We start from the raw sequence: 17,917 nt of genomic DNA on the forward strand, positions 1-17,917 counted from the left end.
TCTCCGTATGTAATAAAACATATCAATAGATTTGCTGGCTGCCTGGATCAAACGATCGGGGTGGCTGGCGTTTGAGGGTTCTGTGGTTATTTGGTCAGGATCAATTTCCCGGCTTTGGTCTGCCGCAGCTGATAGCGCTGGCCCTGATGGGTAATGAACGCGATGCCGTCGGCGCCGAGCAGCTGTGCGCTGTCGTAGCTGGGCGGCGCGTTTGCGCTGTGCTCGGTCGGGGCCGCGGCGGCGGGGGTTGGCGTGTTGGCAGTATCCATCATCATTGTGCTTATAAAACAGGTTATTAAATGGTAATTAATATCAAACTGAGAATCATTATCATGTGAAGGAAAGGTTACATCAAGGAAAATTTTCTTACCGATGGAACCTTTTTGTCGAACGGACATCCGGCGGCGGGCCGAGCGCACTCGGCCCGTAAAAAAGGGGCGTTATTTCAGCAGGGTTTCGATGCGGTCAAACAGGCGTTCGGGCTTGGTGATCGGCGCAAAGCGCGTCACGCGCTGGCCGTCGGCGGTGAGCAGGAACTTGGTGAAATTCCATTTGATGCGGCGGCTGCCCAGAATGCCGGGCGCCAGGCGTTTCAGCTCATTGAACAGCGGGTGGGCGCCGGGGCCGTTAACGTCGATCTTGCTGAACAGCGGGAAACTGACGCCGTAGTTGAGGCTGCAAAAATTGGCGATCTCCAGCGGACTGCCCGGCTCCTGAGAACCAAACTGGTTGCAGGGGAAGCCGAGCACCATCAGGCCGCGCTCGCGATAGTATCGCCACAAATTTTCCAGCCCGCGGTATTGCGGGGTGAAGCCGCACTTGCTGGCGGTGTTGACCACCAGGTAAGCGCGCGCCGGGAAATCGCCCAGCGTTTTTTGCTCGCCCTGCAGCGTGACGCAGGGAATGGATAACAGAGAGTGAATCATGCCGGGGCTCCCAGTGCGTTTCGGCGGGTGCTAAAGCGTTGCAATCAGTATAGATGAGCGGGACAGAAGGGAGAAAGCCGGGGCGAGGCCCCGGTCTATGTTGCGTCAGAAACGGCTATCGACCGCATCCGCCAGCATCGCCAGCAACTGTTCGCTGTCGGACCAGCTCAGGCAAGGATCGGTGATCGACTGACCATAGGTCAACGGTTGGCCGGCGACGATCTTTTGCGTGCCTTCCACCAGGAAGCTTTCCGCCATCACGCCGGTGATGGCGGCAGAGCCGGCGCGGATCTGCTGGCAGACGTTGTCGGCCACTTCCAACTGGCGGCGGTGCATTTTCTGGCAGTTGCCGTGGCTGAAGTCGATCACCAGGTGCTCCGGCAGATCGAATTCACGCAGGCTGTCACAGGCGGCGGCGATATCGCTGGCGTGGTAGTTCGGCGTTTTGCCGCCGCGCATGATGATGTGGCCGTACGGGTTGCCGCTGGTCTGGTAGATGGTCATCTGGCCATGTTTGTCCGGCGACAGGAACATGTGCCCGGCGCGCGCCGCGCGAATGGCGTCGATGGCGATGCGGGTGTTGCCGTCGGTGCCGTTTTTGAAGCCGACCGGGCAGGAGAGCGCCGAGGCCATTTCACGGTGGATCTGGCTTTCGGTGGTGCGTGCGCCGATGGCGCCCCAGCTGATCAGATCGGCGATGTATTGGCCGACGACCATGTCCAGGAATTCGGTGGCGGTCGGCAGGCCGAGCTGGTTCACTTCCAGCAGCAGGCGGCGTGCCATTTCGATGCCGCGGTTGACCTGGAAGGTACCGTCCAGCGCCGGATCGGAGATCAGGCCTTTCCAGCCGACGACGGTGCGCGGTTTTTCGAAATAGGTGCGCATTACGATCTCCAGGCGATCCTGGTAGCGCTCGCGCAGGGCGTTCAGCCGGCCGGCGTAATCGACGGTGGCGTCGAGATCGTGGATCGAGCAGGGGCCGATCACCACCAGCAGGCGGCGGTCTTCACCGGTGAGGATTTTTTCAATGCGTTTACGTGACGATGTCACGTTATCGGCGATGGCCGCCGAGATCGGCAGCTTGTCCGCCAACGCTTGCGGCGTGACGAGGCTGTCGATGCGCGCGGTCCGCAGTTCATCTGTTTTGTGCATGTTGTTCCCTGGAAACTGTTCTTCTCTGCGGCAGGAGTGCCGGGAAGTGATGGCGATCACAATAACGCAAAAAGCGCTGAATTCAACCGTAGAGATTGTGTTCTGTTGATCAAAGCCGCGAAAAAAAGCACAAAAAAATCAGCTGCTGCTGAAATAAACGGCAGGCGGCGGGGCACGGGGCCCCGCGAGGGAAAGATCAGAACATGCGGCGGCTCATGCCAAGGATGTCGAGGATTTTGGTGGAGATCTCTTCGACCGAATAGTTGGTGGTATTGAGGTAGCGGATCTGATTTTTGCGGAACAGCGCCTCGACCTCGGCGAGCTCCATGCGGCACTGGCGCAGTGAGGCGTAACGGCTGTTTTCGCGCCGTTCTTCGCGGATCGCCGCCAGGCGTTCCGGATCGATGGTCAGGCCGAATAATTTATGCTGAAACGGTTTCAGCGAGGCCGGCAGGTGCAAATTGTCCATATCGTCGGCGATAAACGGATAGTTGGCGGCGCGGATGCCGAACTGCATCGCCAGATAAAGGCTGGTGGGGGTTTTGCCGCAGCGCGACACGCCGAGCAGGATCACCTGCGCCTGATCGAGATTGCGCAGCGAAATGCCGTCGTCATGCGCCAGGGTATAGTCGATGGCGGCAATGCGCGCGTCGTACTTGCCGAGGTTGCTGGCGGTCAGACCGTGGGTGCGGTTCGGCACCGGCGTTGGCTCCACGTCCAGCTCACCCTGCAGCGGGCCGACCAGCGCCTGCACGATATCCTGACAGAAGCCTTGGCTTTGCACGATCACATCGCGCACTTCCGGCGAGATGATGGAGTAAAACACCAGCGGCCGCACACCGGTTTCATTATAGATATCATCGATTTGTTGGCGAACTGCGCGTGCGCGCGCCTCGGTTTCGACAAACGGCAAGGTGTAAGTGGTCGCCGTGACCGGGAACTGCGACAGCACCGCGTGCCCCAGCACTTCGGCGGTGATCGCCGTACCATCCGAAATATAAAAAACGCTTCTTTCCACCCGAGGCTCCTTACCTGAAAACGGTGTTCCTGCTGTCATCACTGCCAATATCATGAGCCGCAGACGATCCGCGGGTAAAGGGGCGAGGGAAAAAATTGTGACGGCGGGGCGGTAAAGCGTCTTGCGGCGGCGCGCGAAAAAAAAGCGCGCGTTGGCGGCGATAGAAATCGCGGCGCAGCGACGCTTTTCGAGCCGAAACGTAAATTTGCCGCTATTTTCACCAAAAACGATAGCGTTTGCGTGGTCATTAAAACAGAATTTTAAAAAGAGCGTAATTTGTTGAGAACTAAGCTTTTCGTGCGATTGGGAACGGTTCCCAGGCAAATCAGCCGGTTAGGACATTCTCTTAAAAACCACTTTCTTCAGTGGGTTGATCGATTCACCTTTCCATTTTCCCCGGATCAGTGTGCTAGTCTGATTCGGCTCCGTGTTAGCGGCGCCGTAAAGCAAGCGAATTAAATCCGTCTTTACCCTACTGATAGCAATAAGGATTGTCTCGATGTCCAACAATGGCCCAGACTTGCGTAATGTGCTTTGGTACAACCAGCTTGGCATGCACGACGTTGACCGTGTCGGCGGCAAAAATGCCTCCCTCGGTGAAATGATCACCAATCTTTCCGATTTGGGCGTGGCCGTGCCTAACGGTTTTGCCACCACCGCACAGGCGTTTAACGATTTCCTCGAACAAAGCGGTGTTAACCAGCGCATCTATCAGCTACTGGATCAGACCGACGTTGACGACGTTGCCCAACTGGCCAAGGCCGGCGCCCAGATCCGCCAATGGGTGATCGACACGCCGTTCCACGCCGAGTTCGAGCGTGAAATTCATCAGGCTTACCAACAGCTCGCCGACGGCGAACCGGAAGCTTCCTTTGCGGTGCGCTCCTCCGCCACGGCGGAAGACATGCCGGACGCCTCCTTCGCCGGCCAGCAGGAAACCTTCCTCAACGTGCAGGGCATCGACGCCGTAATGGTGGCGATCAAGCACGTGTTCGCGTCACTGTTCAACGACCGCGCCATCTCTTATCGCGTGCACCAGGGCTACGATCACCGCGGCGTGGCGCTGTCGGCCGGTGTACAGCGCATGGTGCGCTCGGATCTGGCCTCCTCGGGCGTCATGTTTACTATCGACACCGAGTCCGGCTTTGATCAGGTGGTATTCATCACCTCCGCTTTCGGCTTGGGTGAAATGGTGGTGCAGGGCGCGGTGAACCCGGATGAGTTCTACGTGCACAAACCGACGCTGCAAAACGGCAAGCCGGCGATCGTGCGCCGCAACCTGGGTTCGAAAAAGATCCGCATGGTATACGCGCCGTCGCAGGATCACGGCAAGCAGGTGCGCATTGAAGACGTGCCGGAAGCGCAGCGCAGCCGTTTCTCGTTGACGGATGACGAAGTGCAGGCGTTGGCGCAGCAGGCGATCCTGATCGAAAAACATTACGGCCGCCCGATGGATATCGAGTGGGCGAAAGACGGCCATACCGGCAAGCTGCTGATCGTGCAGGCGCGCCCGGAGACCGTACGCTCCAACGAACAAACCATGGAGCGCTACCAGCTGAACGGCACCAGTCCGGTGTTGGTGGAAGGCCGCGCCATCGGTCACCGCATCGGCGCCGGTCCGGTGAAAGTGATCCACGACATCAGCGAAATGGATCGCATCCAGCCGGGCGACGTGCTGGTCACCGACATGACCGACCCAGACTGGGAACCGATCATGAAGAAAGCCGCCGCGATCGTCACCAACCGCGGCGGGCGCACCTGTCACGCGGCGATCATCGCCCGTGAGCTGGGCATCCCGGCGGTGGTGGGCTGCGGCCACGCCACCGACGTGCTGAAAGACGGCCAGAAAGTCACCGTATCCTGTGCGGAAGGCGACACCGGCTTCGTTTACAGCGACATGCTGGATTTCAGCGTGCAGAGCTCCGAAGTGACCGAGCTGCCGGATCTGCCGCTGAAGATCATGATGAACGTCGGCAACCCGGATCGCGCTTTCGACTTTGCGCGTTTGCCGAATGAAGGCGTGGGCCTGGCGCGGCTGGAATTTATCATCAACCGCATGATTGGCGTGCACCCGCGCGCGCTGCTGGAGTTCGATCAGCAGACGCCGGCGCTGCAAAACGAAATTCGCGCGTTGATGCAGGGTTACGACCACCCGGTCGAGTTCTACGTTGGCCGCCTGACAGAAGGGATCGCGACGCTGGGCGCCGCCTTCTGGCCGAAGCGTGTGATCGTGCGGCTGTCCGACTTCAAATCCAACGAGTACGCCAACCTGGTGGGCGGCGATAAGTATGAACCGCACGAAGAGAACCCGATGCTGGGCTTCCGCGGCGCCGGCCGTTACGTGGCCGACAGCTTCCGCGATTGCTTCGCGCTGGAGTGCGAGGCGGTGAAACGCGTGCGTAACGACATGGGGCTGACCAACGTCGAAATCATGGTGCCGTTCGTGCGCACCGTGGCGCAGGCGGAAGCGGTGGTGGCCGAGTTGGCGCGTCAGGGGCTGAAACGCGGCGAAAACGGGCTGAAAGTGATCATGATGTGCGAGATCCCGTCCAATGCGCTGTTGGCGGATCAGTTCCTCGAGCACTTCGACGGCTTCTCCATCGGCTCCAACGACATGACTCAGCTGGCGCTGGGGCTGGATCGCGATTCCGGCGTGGTGTCGGAACTGTTCGACGAGCGCAACGAGGCGGTGAAAGCGCTGCTGTCGATGGCGATTCAGGCGGCCAAGCGCCACGGCAAATACGTCGGCATCTGCGGCCAGGGTCCGTCTGACCATGAAGACTTCGCTGAGTGGCTGATGGAGCAGGGCATCGACAGCCTGTCGCTCAACCCGGACACTGTGGTGCAGACCTGGATCAATTTGTCGAAAAAGAAATAATGTCTCGGCCTCGCTGAGGCATTAACGTCAGGCCGCAGTTAACGCTGCGGCCTTTTTATTTCTGAATGTAAATAACGGCGCGTAAAATAATCAATTCGACGAAAAAAGAATAAAAAAAAGCCCACCGTAGGAGATGGGCAAAGACTACACACAGCAATTCACATGTATGGCATTACATTGTTCAGAAAGGTTGCTTTAAAATCAGTGATTTGAAGCAATAGATGGCCATAATACTAGATTTTTGAACGCGACTAGTCATTAAGAATCATCCTAATCGATAGCGGCATCACATTTTATTTGCGGTAGTTATCTCTTTTTTCCGTTTGCAACAAACAGGGATTTACATTGCACCTTTCATTCGCCGTACTGAAATCAATATAGGGCGGCATTATATTGGGCGGAGATATTACTCGAATGAGGTAGGAATAATGGCAGGCGTGAAAAGTTCCGCCCGACGATGCGGGCGGAAGGGGGGAATTAGCGTTTTTCCAGATCTTCGATGACTTGCTCCGGTGCGGAGGTCGGCTCCGGCGCTTCATCCATCCAGGCGGTCAACAGGCGATAAGATACCGCCAACACCACCGGGCCGATGAACAGGCCAATCATGCCGAAGGCCAGCAAACCGCCGATAACGCCGGACAGGATCAGCAGCAGCGGCAGGTCTGCGCCCATGCGGATCAGCACCGGGCGCAGCACGTTATCCAGCGTGGCCACCACGCAGCTCCAGACCAGCAGCACGGTGCCCCAGGTGGTGTCGCCGTGCCAGTACAGCCAGATGATGGCCGGCACCAGCACCAACAGCGGCCCCAATTGCGCCACGCAGCAGATAAAGATCAGCATCGTCAGCAGAGTGGCGGCAGGAATGCCGCTTACCGCCAGACCGATGCCGCCCAGCACCGACTGCACCAACGCCGTCACCACCACGCCCAGCGCGACGGCGCGGATCGCCTGGCCGCCCAGCAGCACCGCCGCATCGCCGCGTTTGGAACCGAGGCGCACCGCAAAGTGACGGATACCCAGCGCCACCTGCTCGCCGCGCGCATACAACAAGGCGCTGAACAGCAGCATCAGCGCGCAGTGCAGCAGCAGACGACCGATATGCGCCGCCTGCGCCACGAACCAGGTGGCGGTTTGGCCGAAGTACGGCTGCACCTTCGCCAGCAGCGCAGCGCCGCCGGCGTTAACCAATGTGTGGTAGCTGGTATAGAGCCTGTCGCCGATCATCGGCACGGACTGCAGCCAGGCGAGATCGGGAATGTGCAGCTTGCCGGGCGAACTGGCCCAGGCGATCAGCGGTGCGCTGTTATCCACCACGCTGCTGATCAGCAGGGAAATAGGCAGAATGAACAGCAGGATCAGCAGCAGGGTCATGACCAACACCGCCAGCGAGCGGCGGCCCCACAGCAGCTTTTGCAGTTTGAGCAGCAACGGCCAGGTGGCGATCACCACCATGCCCGCCCAAGCGAAGCCGAGAATAAACGGTTGGATCACCCAAAAACAGGCAACGATCATGATGGCGATAAACAGCACGCCGAAAATAATTCGCGGTAAGTCGTAACGCGATTGCGGGAGTGGCATCAGTGGGTTCTCATCCTGGTCAATTAAATCCCTGGCACCGGCGAATCGGGGTGCCTGTCGGTCGGTTTATCACCGCCGGGCGGCCGCCTGTGGCGGCGCTCGCAGGGCGGTAATAATGTGAATGCCTTCACTAAACGAGTATGTTAGTTTTTAGTGTCACTAAAAAATAGGGTGGGTCTGAATTAAAGGCCCGATTCAGCGTACATCAGCGCATAAAAAATAGACGGACAGGGTCAAAAAAGCGAATGATCCCACAGATTTCTCAGGCGCCCGGCCTCGTTCAACGGGTGCTCGACTTTTTGGAAGCACTGAAGCAAAACGGATTTAACGGCGATACCGCCACCAGCTATGCCGACCGGCTGACGATGGCCACCGACAACAGTATCTATCAGCTGCTGCCCGATGCGGTGGTGTTCCCCCGTTCCACCGCCGATGTGGCGCTGATCGCCCGTCTGGCCGGAGAAGAGCGCTTCAATACGCTGACCTTCAGCCCGCGCGGCGGCGGCACCGGCACCAACGGCCAGTCGCTCAATACCGGCATCGTGGTCGATATGTCGCGCCACATGAACCGCATTCTGGAGATCAACGTCGAACAAGGCTGGGTGAAAGTCGAAGCCGGCGTGATCAAGGATCAGCTGAATCAATACCTGCGGCCGTTCGGCTACTTCTTCTCGCCGGAACTGTCCACCAGCAACCGCGCCACGCTGGGGGGCATGATCAACACCGATGCTTCCGGCCAGGGCTCGCTGGTGTACGGCAAAACCTCCGATCACGTGTTGGGCCTGCGGGCGGTGCTGCTGGGCGGCGAGATGATCGATACCCGCGCCATGCCGACAGCGCTGGCGGAAACGATTGCTCAGGAAGAGACCGCCGAAGGGCGCATCTACCGCACGGTGCTCAACCGCTGCCGCGAGCAGCGCGCGCTGATCCTGGAGAAATTCCCCAAGCTCAACCGCTTCCTCACCGGTTACGATCTGCGCCACGTGCTGAGCGACGATCTGCAAACCTTCGATTTGACGCGCATCCTGACCGGCGCCGAGGGCACGCTGGCGTTTATCACCGAGGCGCGGCTGGACATCACGCCGCTGCCGAAAGTGCGCCGCCTGGTCAACGTGAAGTACGACTCCTTTGACTCTGCGCTGCGCAATGCGCCCTTTATGGTCGAGGCCAAGGCGCTGTCGGTGGAAACCATCGATTCCAAGGTGCTGAACCTGGCGCGTGAAGACATTGTTTGGCACTCGGTGAACGAACTGATCGCCGACGTGCCGGATAAAGAGATGCTCGGGCTGAACATCGTCGAGTTCGCCGGCGACGATCGGGCGCTGATCGACGGCCAGATGGAAGCCCTGTGCCAACGGCTGGACGAATTGATCGCGCAGCGGCAGGGCGGCGTGATCGGCTACCAGATCTGCGGCGATCTGGCTGGCATCGAGCGCATTTACAACATGCGCAAGAAGGCGGTCGGGCTGCTGGGCAACGCCAAAGGGCGCGCCAAGCCGATTCCGTTCGCCGAGGACACCTGTGTGCCGCCGCAACATCTGGCGGACTATATCGTCGAATTTCGGCAACTGCTCGATGACCACAATCTGAGCTATGGCATGTTTGGTCACGTTGACGCCGGGGTGCTGCACGTGCGCCCGGCGCTTGACATGTGCGACCCGCAGCAGGAAGTGCTGATGAAGCAGATCTCCGATCGGGTGGTGGCGCTGACCGCCAAATACGGCGGCCTGCTGTGGGGGGAGCACGGCAAGGGGTTCCGCGCGGAATACAGCCCTGAATTCTTCGGGGAAACGCTGTATGAAGAGCTGCGCCGCATCAAGGCGGCGTTCGATCCGGATAACCGCCTGAACCCAGGCAAGATCTGTTCGCCGCTGGCGGTGGATGCGCCGATGATGCAGGTGGATGCGGTCAAACGCGGCACCTTCGATCGCCAGATCCCGGTCGAGGTGCGCACCTCGTTCCGCGGCGCGCTGGAGTGTAACGGCAACGGCCTGTGCTTCAACTTCGATGTGCGCAGCCCGATGTGCCCGTCGATGAAGATCAGCGGCAACCGTATTCATTCGCCGAAAGGGCGGGCGACGCTGGTGCGCGAGTGGCTGCGTCTGTTGGCCGAGCAGGGCGTCGATCCGTTGGCGCTGGAGAAACAGCTGCCGCAGCAGCGCCTCAGCTTGCGCGGTCTAATCGAGAAAACCCGCAACAGCTGGCATGCCGGCAAGGGCGAGTACGACTTTTCGCACGAAGTGAAAGAGGCGATGTCTGGCTGTCTGGCCTGCAAGGCCTGCTCCACCCAGTGCCCGATCAAAATTGACGTGCCGGGGTTCCGTTCGCGCTTCCTGCAGCTCTACCACACCCGCTATCTGCGCCCGGTAAGCGACTATATGGTCGCCGGCGTGGAGAGCTATACCCCGTTGATGGCCCGCGCGCCGAAGGTGTTCAACTTCTTCTTCCGCCAGCCGTGGCTGCGAGAGATGAGCCGCAACGCCATCGGCATGGTCGATCTGCCGCTGTTGTCCAGCCCGACGCTGCGTCAGCAGCTGTCCGGCCACCGCGCGACCACGCTGACGCTGGAGCAGCTGGAAGGGCTGAGCGCCGAGCAGCGGGCAGAACACGTGTTGATCGTCCAGGATCCGTTCACCAGCTATTACGACGCCAAAGTGGTGGCGGACTTTGTCCGGCTGGTGGAGAAGCTCGGTTATAAACCGGTGCTGCTGCCGTTCTCGCCGAATGGCAAGGCGCAGCATGTGAAAGGTTTCCTGACGCGGTTTGCCCGCACCGCGCGCAAAACCGCCGATTTTCTCAACCGCGTGGCGCAGCTCGGCATGCCGCTGGTGGGCGTCGATCCGGCGCTGGTGCTGTGTTACCGCGACGAATACCGCGAGATCCTCGGCGCCGAGCGCGGCGATTTCCAGGTGCAGCTGGTGCATGAATGGCTGCAGCAGCGGATCGCGGATCGCGCCGAACAGCCGGCGACCGGCGAGCCGTGGTATCTGTTCGGCCACTGCACCGAAACCACCGCGCTGCCGGCCAGCGGCCAACAGTGGGCGGCGATCTTCGCCCGCTTCGGCGCCAAACTGGAGAACGTCAGCGTCGGCTGCTGCGGCATGGCGGGCACTTACGGCCATGAAGCCAAGAACCTGCAAAACTCGCTCGGCATTTATGAGCTATCATGGCATCCGACGCTACAGCGTTTGCCGCGGCAGCGCTGCCTGGCGACCGGCTATTCCTGCCGCAGCCAGGTGAAACGCATCGAGGGCAATGGCGTGCGCCACCCATTACAGGCACTTCTGGAGATGATTGAGTGAAATTGTGGAAACGTGAAACGTCGCTGGAGCAGCTGAACCGCGCCGGTGACGGCTGCATGGTCAGCCATGTGGGCATCGAGTTTACCCAGCTGGGCGAGGACTTCCTCGAGGCCACCATGCCGGTCGATGGCCGCACCCGGCAGCCGTTCGGGCTGTTGCACGGCGGGGCGTCGGTGGTGCTGGCGGAATCGATGGGATCGATGGCCGGTTACCTGTGCAGTGAGGGCGAGCAGAAAGTGGTGGGGCTGGAGATCAACGCCAACCACCTGCGCGCGGTGTTCGATGGCCAGGTGCGCGGGGTGTGCCGCGCGCTGCACGTTGGCCGCCGTCATCAGGTATGGCAAATCGAGATCTTCGACGCGCGCGATCGGCTGTGCTGCACTTCGCGTCTGACCACGGCGGTCATCGACTGATCCCCGCCGGTTTCCGCAGGCGCTCGGCCTGCGGAGCCTTTCGCTTTACAGTTGAAACGGCACGCGTTTGACGAAGTCCTTCTGAAACGCGTTCGCCTTCTCCCAGGTGCCTTCCATTGCGTATTTTTGGCAGATCAGCGTCAGCGTATGGCGCGCGAAGTGGTAACTTTGCACCCGAAACAGCTGGCAACGCTGCGGATTGTTGATCTCGACGATCAGCCGGTTGTGCAGCTTGCTGAGCGCGTGCAGGTAGCTGTCGTCGTCACCGTTCTCCAGACACAGATTGGCCATGGTAAGGCTGACGCTGTTGTACCGCTTCAGGTGGTCGATATTGCATTCCGGGCGCCGTAGCGCCGCTTCGGCCATGTAAAAGTCCACCGTGGCGTCGCGCACGCTGAATTTGTAGTCATCAATCTTGCCCAGCAACCATGCGTTGATCGAAAGAGTCATTGGCTTCGCGCTCAAATTACAATTGAATGATAATCATTATCATATAAACTGCCGCGTTGCCGATCAATCCCCGGCGTGGCGTTTTTTCATTGCGTGAGGTGTAAAAGGCTGCCGATGACCCAACTTGAGCCTGAGCGACTAAACTTTAACCTGAGGGGGCGCGCTTGCGCTGCGCCACGAAATGCCGATAAACGCACATTTACGACAGACAGAATGCAGAAATAGGTATTTTCTATGAATGTTTAGATCGGCAATGCACCGCGGCGCTGTAACGCTGACGGGCCACCGGGGAGTGCGGTACGGTGATGCAGGATAAAGAACAAATTCATAGGGATAGCATGTACACCTTGCCGCCAGACGCCGCAAGCCGCCACGGATGTCCCGCTGGCTTGCCGCACGCCGCAGCGAAAAACCGCGCTCGCGGCGGATACCCCCGCAAAACAAACGGTTGAAGTGATAATCGTTATCACTAACATATAAGCAACCCAGATTGGCTGTGGCCAAACACGAGTGTGAGGTAGACCCTATGCAAACGGAAAATGTCGGCACTTTTTCTCTGGATGAAAATGTCTGGCAAGGCATTTCGCTCAGCGACAGCGCCGTACGACAAATAACCAAACTGATGCAGCAGGATCCGCAGGTGAAAGGGCTGCAGCTAGGGGTGAAACAATCCGGCTGCGCCGGCTTTGCCTATGTGCTGGATCTGACCCGCGAACCCGCCGATGACGATCTGCTGTTTGAGCGCGACGGCGCCAAACTCTACGTGCCGCTGAAGGCCATGCCGTTCATCGATGGCACCACGGTAGATTACGTCCGCGAAGGGCTGAATCAGATATTCAAATTCAACAACCCTAAAGCTCAGCATGCCTGCGGGTGCGGCGAGAGCTTTGGCGTTTGAGCGATGCAATCAACATGACACGAAGCAATGTAGAAATGCCTAATGAAGTGCAGGCTTGGGTCAGCGAAGGTCGCTACAAAGAAGGTTTCTTCACCCAGCTGGCAACCGATGAGTTGGCCAAAGGCATCAACGAAGAGGTGGTGCGCGCCATCTCGGCCAAGCGCAACGAACCCGAGTGGATGCTGGAATTCCGCCTCGAGGCCTACCGCGCCTGGCTGCAGATGGAGGAGCCGCACTGGCTGAAGGCCAATTACGAACGCCTGAACTACCAGGACTACAGTTACTATTCGGCGCCGTCCTGCGGCAGCTGCGACGATGCCTGCGGTTCGCAACCCGGCGCCGAGCAGCAACCGGGCGCGGCGACGGAAAAAGATTACCTGACCAGCGAAGTGGAGCTGGCGTTCAATCAGCTCGGCGTGCCGGTGCGCGAGGGCAGCGAGGTGGCGGTGGACGCCATCTTCGACTCGGTCTCGGTCGCCACCACCTACCGTGAAAAACTGGCGGAGAGCGGGGTGATCTTCTGCTCGTTCGGCGAAGCGATCCAGGAATACCCGGATCTGGTGCGTCAGTACCTGGGGCGCGTAGTGCCGTCCAACGATAACTTCTTCGCTGCGCTGAACGCCGCGGTGGCCTCCGACGGCACCTTCGTCTATGTGCCGAAAGGCGTGCGCTGCCCGATGGAGCTGTCGACCTATTTCCGCATCAATGCCGCCAAAACCGGCCAGTTCGAGCGCACCATCCTGATCGCCGACGAAGGCAGCTACGTCAGCTATATCGAAGGCTGTTCCGCCCCGGTGCGCGACAGCTACCAGCTGCATGCGGCGGTGGTGGAAGTGATCCTGCATAAAGACGCCGAAGTGAAATACTCGACGGTGCAAAACTGGTTCTCCGGCGGCGAGAGCAAGGGCGGTATTCTCAACTTCGTCACCAAGCGCGCGCTGTGCGAAGGCGCCGGTTCGAAAATGTCCTGGACCCAGTCGGAAACCGGCTCGGCCATCACCTGGAAATACCCGAGCGTGATTTTGCAGGGCGATAACTCGATCGGCGAATTCTTCTCGGTGGCGCTGACCAGCGGCCATCAGCAGGCGGATACCGGCACCAAGATGATCCACATCGGCAAAAACACCAAGTCGACCATCATCGCCAAAGGCATCTCCGCCGGCCACAGCGAGAACACCTATCGCGGCCTGGTGAAAATCCTGCCGGGGGCGGAAAACGCCCGTAATTTTACCCAGTGCGACTCGATGCTGATCGGGCCGGACAGCGGCGCCCACACGTTCCCTTACGTTGAAGCGCGCAACAACAGCGCGCAGCTGGAGCACGAAGCCACCACCTCGAAGATCGGCGATGACCAGCTGTTCTACTGCCTGCAGCGCGGCATCAGCGAGGATGACGCCATTTCGATGATCGTCAACGGTTTCTGCAAGGACGTTTTCTCCGAGCTGCCGCTGGAGTTCGCCGTCGAGGCGCAAAAACTTCTGGCCATCAGCCTGGAACACAGCGTGGGTTAATCGCCGCATTTTTAGCGCCGTCGGCGCTATCTGAGGACACAGCATGTTAAGCATCAAGAATTTGAAAGTCAGCGTGGAAGGCAACGAGATCCTCAAGGGATTGGATCTGGAGATCAAACCGGGCGAAGTGCACGCCATCATGGGGCCGAACGGCTCGGGCAAGAGCACGCTGTCCGCCACGTTGGCCGGGCGTGAAGAATATGAAGTGACCGAAGGGGAAGTCACCTTCAAAGGCAAGGATCTGCTGGAGCTGGATCCGGAAGATCGCGCGGGCGAGGGCGTGTTTCTGGCCTTCCAGTACCCGGTGGAGATCCCCGGCGTCAGCAACCACTTCTTCCTGCAGACATCGGTCAACGCGGTGCGCAAATACCGCGAACAGGAGCCACTGGATCGCTTTGACTTCGCCGATTTCATCGAAGAGAAAATCGCGCTGCTGGACATGCCGGCCGATCTGTTGACCCGTTCGGTCAACGTCGGCTTCTCCGGCGGCGAGAAAAAACGCAACGACATTCTGCAGATGGCGGCGCTGGAACCGGATCTGTGCATTCTCGATGAAACCGACTCCGGCCTGGACATCGATGCGCTCAAGATCGTCGCCAACGGCGTCAACTCGCTGCGGGACGGCAAGCGCGCCTTTATCATCGTCACCCACTACCAGCGCATTCTGGACTATATCCAGCCGGATTACGTACACGTGCTGTCGCAGGGGCGCATCGTCAAATCCGGTGATTTCTCGCTGGTGAAACAGTTGGAGGAGCAGGGCTATGGCTGGCTTACCGACCAACAGTAATTCAAACGCGCTGCAGCAGCTGTATCGCCTGTTCGAAGGCCGCGGCGGCGAGCGTTCGCCGCATGCGCTGGCGCACTGGCAGCAGGCGCTGCGCCTCGGCTGGCCGACGCGCAAGCATGAAAACTGGAAATACACGCCGCTGGAGAGCCTGCTGGAGCAGCAATTCCTCGAACCGCAGCCCGCCCCGGTGAGCGCAGAGCAGCTCGATGTGCTGGCGCTCGGCATCGATGCCTGTCGGCTGGTGTTTATCGACGGCCGCTACAGCGCCGCGCTGAGCGATGGCGACTTGGGCGATTACCAGTTCGAGTTGACCGCTTATGGCACGCCTCAGGCGTTGCCGGAGCCGATCCAGCCAGAGATTTTTCTGCACCTGACCGAAAGCCTGGCGCAGGAAACCAGCCTGATTCGCTTGCCGGCCGGCAAGATCCCTGCACGCCCGCTGTATCTGCTGCACATCAGCAGCGGACGCGGCGCAGCCGGGGAAGTGAACACCGTGCATCACCGCCATCATCTGGAGATCGGGCGCGGGGCTGAGGCGGAAGTGATCGAACACTACGTCAGCCTGGGCGAGGCCGCACACTTCACCGGCGCGCGCCTGACCGCCAATGTGGCGGACAACGCCGGGCTGTTGCACTGCAAGCTGGCGTTTGAGAGCCAGCCAAGCTACCACTTTGCCCACAACGATCTGGTTATCGGCCGCGACGCGCGGGTGAAAAGCGACAGCTTCCTGCTGGGCGCCGGCCTGACGCGGCACAACACCAGCGCGCAGTTGAACGGCGAAGGCGCGAATCTGGTGATCAACAGCCTGGTGCTGCCGGTGGGCAAAGAGATTTGCGACACCCGCACCTATCTGGAGCACAACAAGGGCTATTGCGAAAGCCGGCAGCTGCATAAAACCGTGGTCAGCGATCGCGGCAAGGCGGTGTTCAACGGCATGATCAAAGTGGCCAAGCACGCGATCAAAACCGACGGCCAGATGACCAACCATAACCTGCTGTTGGGCAAGGTGGCAGAAGTGGATACCAAGCCGCAGCTGGAGATCTACGCAGACGACGTCAAGTGCAGCCACGGCGCCACCGTGGGGCGCATCGATGAAGAGCAGCTGTTCTATCTGCAGTCGCGTGGCATCGACAAGCACGCGGCGCAGCAGATGATCATCTTCGCCTTCGCCGCCGAGCTGACCGAAGGCATCGCCAACGACACCATCCGGGAACGGGTGCTGGCTCGCATCGCCCAGCGCCTGCCGGGGGAGGCTGCATGAGTTATCCGATTGAACGCGTACGCGGCGATTTCCCGCTGTTGGCGCGTGAGGTGAACGGCCAACCGCTGGCCTATCTCGACAGCGCCGCCAGCGCGCAGAAACCGCAGGCGGTGATCGACCGTGAGCTGGGGTTCTACCGCCACGGTTATGCGGCGGTGCATCGCGGCATCCACACCCTGAGCGCCGAGGCGACTCAGCAGATGGAAGCGGTGCGGGAACAGGCGGCGCGCTTTATCAATGCCGCCTCGGCGGAAGAGATGGTGTTCGTCAAGGGCACCACCGAAGGCATCAACCTGGTGGCCAACAGCTTTGGCCGCCACCTGCTGCAGCCGGGCGATGCGATTCTCATCACCGAGATGGAGCACCACGCCAACATCGTGCCGTGGCAGATGCTGGCGCAAGAGCGTGGGTTGCAGCTGCGGGTGTGGCCGCTGCAGCCGGACGGCACGCTGGATCTGGCGCGGTTGCCGGAACTGGTCGACGCGTCCTGCAAACTGCTGGCGCTGACCGAGGTCTCCAACGTGCTGGGCACCGTCAACCCGGTGCGTGAGATCATCGCCCGCGCCAGAACCCTGGCGCCGGATCTGACGGTGCTGGTGGACGGCGCGCAGGCGGTGATGCACCAGCGCGTCGATGTCCAGGCGCTGGACTGCGATTTCTACGTGTTTTCCGGCCATAAGCTGTATGGCCCTTCCGGCATCGGCATGCTGTATGGCCGCCAGGCGTTGTTGCAGCAGATGCCGCCGTGGGAAGGGGGCGGCTCGATGATCCGGCAGGTCAGCCTGACGGCGGGCACCACCTTCGCCGATCCGCCGTGGCGCTTCGAGGCCGGTTCGCCGAACACCGCCGGCATCATGGGGCTGGGCGCGGCGTTTGATTACGTCGAAGCTTTGAGCCTGAATGCGATCCACGATTATGAACAGTCGCTGATGCATTACGCGCTCGAGGCGCTCAAGCAGGTGCCAACGCTGAAAATCTATGGTCCGGCGCATCGCGCCGGGGTGATCGCCTTTAATTTGGGGGAACACCACGCCTATGACGTCGGCAGCTTCCTCGATCAGTACGGTATCGCCATTCGCACCGGCCATCACTGCGCGATGCCGCTGATGGCGTTTTATCAGGTGCCGAGCATGTGCCGCGCTTCGCTGGCGTTATATAATACCCGCGAAGAGGTGGACCGGCTGGTGGCCGGGCTGCAACGCATTCATCAGCTATTAGGTTAGGCCGGGGCGCGTCCCCGGCGTACAAAAGGATCCCCATGGCGAATTTGCCGGACAAAGATAAATTGGTGCGTAATTTCTCCCGCTGTCTGAACTGGGAGGAGAAATACCTGTACGTGATTGAACTCGGCGCCAAATTGCCGCCGCTGGACGAGGCCGAGCGGCAGGCCGGCAACCTGATCTCCGGCTGTCAGAGCCAGGTGTGGATCGTGATGCGCCGCGATGAGCAGGGGCAGGTCGAGTTTCACGGCGACAGCGACGCGGCGATCGTCAAAGGGCTGCTGGCGGTGGTGTTCATTCTTTATCGTCAATTGACGCCGCAGCAGATCGTCGATCTCGATGTGCGGCCGTTTTTCACCGAGCTGGCGCTCAGCCAACATCTGACGCCTTCGCGCTCACAGGGGCTGGAGGCGATGATCCGCGCCGTTCGCAGTAAAGCGGCGCAGCTGGCCTGACCTATAACGCCCTCATCCTCAAGACTCATTGATATCTTCGCTTTGTCAATGAGTCTTTACAATTC

15 protein-coding genes and 1 other RNA gene are annotated in these 17,917 nt (G+C 60.0%); 9 read left to right on the forward strand and 7 right to left on the reverse strand.

Features of this window, described 5'->3' with window-relative positions; translation table 11 throughout:
• Nucleotides 1-86: 86 nt before the first annotated feature.
• The 4 genes from hemP to ppsR all read right to left on the reverse strand — a co-directional run bounded on the left by hemP (nucleotide 87) and on the right by ppsR (nucleotide 3,135).
• The gene (gene hemP, locus ACTJJ6_RS03805; protein ID WP_016927944.1) at nucleotides 87-269 is read right to left on the reverse strand and encodes a hemin uptake protein HemP; all 183 of its coding nucleotides are present in this window, start codon (nucleotides 267-269) and stop codon (nucleotides 87-89) included.
• A gap of 171 nt (nucleotides 270-440) precedes the next feature.
• Nucleotides 441-926, reverse strand: coding sequence for a glutathione peroxidase (locus ACTJJ6_RS03810; protein WP_015377714.1), 486 nt, complete (start codon nucleotides 924-926; stop codon nucleotides 441-443).
• A gap of 105 nt (nucleotides 927-1,031) precedes the next feature.
• Entirely contained in the window at nucleotides 1,032-2,078 is a 1,047-nt protein-coding gene (locus tag ACTJJ6_RS03815) for a 3-deoxy-7-phosphoheptulonate synthase (protein ID WP_440802142.1), read from the reverse strand.
• Between the two features lie 196 nt (nucleotides 2,079-2,274).
• Nucleotides 2,275-3,135: a posphoenolpyruvate synthetase regulatory kinase/phosphorylase PpsR gene (gene ppsR, locus ACTJJ6_RS03820; protein WP_161544659.1), complete on the reverse strand. Its 861-nt coding sequence runs from the start codon at nucleotides 3,133-3,135 to the stop codon at nucleotides 2,275-2,277.
• Between the two features lie 460 nt (nucleotides 3,136-3,595).
• Between ppsR and ppsA the strand changes: the two genes are divergently transcribed.
• Nucleotides 3,596-5,974: a phosphoenolpyruvate synthase gene (gene ppsA / locus ACTJJ6_RS03825; protein WP_028128172.1), complete on the forward strand. Its 2,379-nt coding sequence runs from the start codon at nucleotides 3,596-3,598 to the stop codon at nucleotides 5,972-5,974.
• 109 nt (nucleotides 5,975-6,083) lie between these two features.
• Here the strand turns inward: ppsA and rprA are convergent.
• Nucleotides 6,084-6,193: antisense sRNA RprA (rprA, locus tag ACTJJ6_RS03830), an RNA gene on the reverse strand.
• A gap of 258 nt (nucleotides 6,194-6,451) precedes the next feature.
• Nucleotides 6,452-7,552 carry an AI-2E family transporter YdiK gene (ydiK, locus tag ACTJJ6_RS03835; protein WP_049191420.1) on the reverse strand — a complete coding sequence of 367 codons (1,101 nt, stop codon included), beginning with the start codon at nucleotides 7,550-7,552 and terminating at the stop codon, nucleotides 6,452-6,454.
• Nucleotides 7,553-7,797: 245 nt separating this feature from the next.
• Here ydiK and ydiJ point away from each other — a divergent pair, with 245 nt between their 5' ends.
• Nucleotides 7,798-10,854: a D-2-hydroxyglutarate dehydrogenase YdiJ gene (gene ydiJ, locus ACTJJ6_RS03840; RefSeq protein WP_028128173.1), complete on the forward strand. Its 3,057-nt coding sequence runs from the start codon at nucleotides 7,798-7,800 to the stop codon at nucleotides 10,852-10,854.
• Nucleotides 10,851-11,267 carry a 1,4-dihydroxy-2-naphthoyl-CoA hydrolase gene (gene menI, locus ACTJJ6_RS03845; protein WP_016927938.1) on the forward strand — a complete coding sequence of 139 codons (417 nt, stop codon included), beginning with the start codon at nucleotides 10,851-10,853 and terminating at the stop codon, nucleotides 11,265-11,267. Before ydiJ ends, menI begins: the two co-directional genes overlap by 4 nt.
• A 45-nt stretch (nucleotides 11,268-11,312) precedes the next feature.
• Here the strand turns inward: menI and ACTJJ6_RS03850 are convergent, their stop codons facing one another.
• On the reverse strand, nucleotides 11,313-11,717 hold the full coding sequence (locus ACTJJ6_RS03850) for a hypothetical protein (RefSeq protein WP_004931369.1): 405 nt from the start codon (nucleotides 11,715-11,717) through the stop codon (nucleotides 11,313-11,315).
• A gap of 526 nt (nucleotides 11,718-12,243) precedes the next feature.
• On the opposite strand from ACTJJ6_RS03850, the gene sufA reads away from it, so the two are divergent.
• From sufA to sufE, 6 genes are read left to right on the forward strand one after another with little or no spacing between them, the layout of a single operon-like run.
• Nucleotides 12,244-12,615, forward strand: a complete 372-nt coding sequence (gene sufA / locus ACTJJ6_RS03855) for a Fe-S cluster assembly scaffold SufA (protein ID WP_004931368.1) — start codon at nucleotides 12,244-12,246, stop codon at nucleotides 12,613-12,615.
• A gap of 14 nt (nucleotides 12,616-12,629) precedes the next feature.
• On the forward strand, nucleotides 12,630-14,126 hold the full coding sequence (gene sufB, locus ACTJJ6_RS03860; protein WP_025302644.1) for a Fe-S cluster assembly protein SufB: 1,497 nt from the start codon (nucleotides 12,630-12,632) through the stop codon (nucleotides 14,124-14,126).
• A gap of 43 nt (nucleotides 14,127-14,169) precedes the next feature.
• Nucleotides 14,170-14,916, forward strand: a complete 747-nt coding sequence (gene sufC, locus ACTJJ6_RS03865; RefSeq protein WP_016927936.1) for a Fe-S cluster assembly ATPase SufC — start codon at nucleotides 14,170-14,172, stop codon at nucleotides 14,914-14,916.
• The gene (gene sufD, locus ACTJJ6_RS03870) at nucleotides 14,891-16,177 is read left to right on the forward strand and encodes a Fe-S cluster assembly protein SufD (protein WP_049300241.1); all 1,287 of its coding nucleotides are present in this window, start codon (nucleotides 14,891-14,893) and stop codon (nucleotides 16,175-16,177) included. The genes sufC and sufD overlap by 26 nt, the downstream gene beginning before the upstream one ends.
• Nucleotides 16,174-17,400, forward strand: coding sequence for a cysteine desulfurase SufS (sufS, locus tag ACTJJ6_RS03875; protein ID WP_176063286.1), 1,227 nt, complete (start codon nucleotides 16,174-16,176; stop codon nucleotides 17,398-17,400). The genes sufD and sufS overlap by 4 nt, the downstream gene beginning before the upstream one ends.
• A 35-nt stretch (nucleotides 17,401-17,435) precedes the next feature.
• A complete protein-coding gene (gene sufE / locus ACTJJ6_RS03880) occupies nucleotides 17,436-17,852 on the forward strand; it encodes a cysteine desulfuration protein SufE (protein WP_337055351.1) in 417 nt (138 codons plus the stop codon).
• Nucleotides 17,853-17,917: the final 65 nt, after the last annotated feature.

Origin of the sequence: Serratia sp. 22278 (assembly GCF_052045405.1) — a bacterium.
Taxonomy (GTDB): Bacteria; Pseudomonadota; Gammaproteobacteria; order Enterobacterales; family Enterobacteriaceae; genus Serratia; species Serratia marcescens.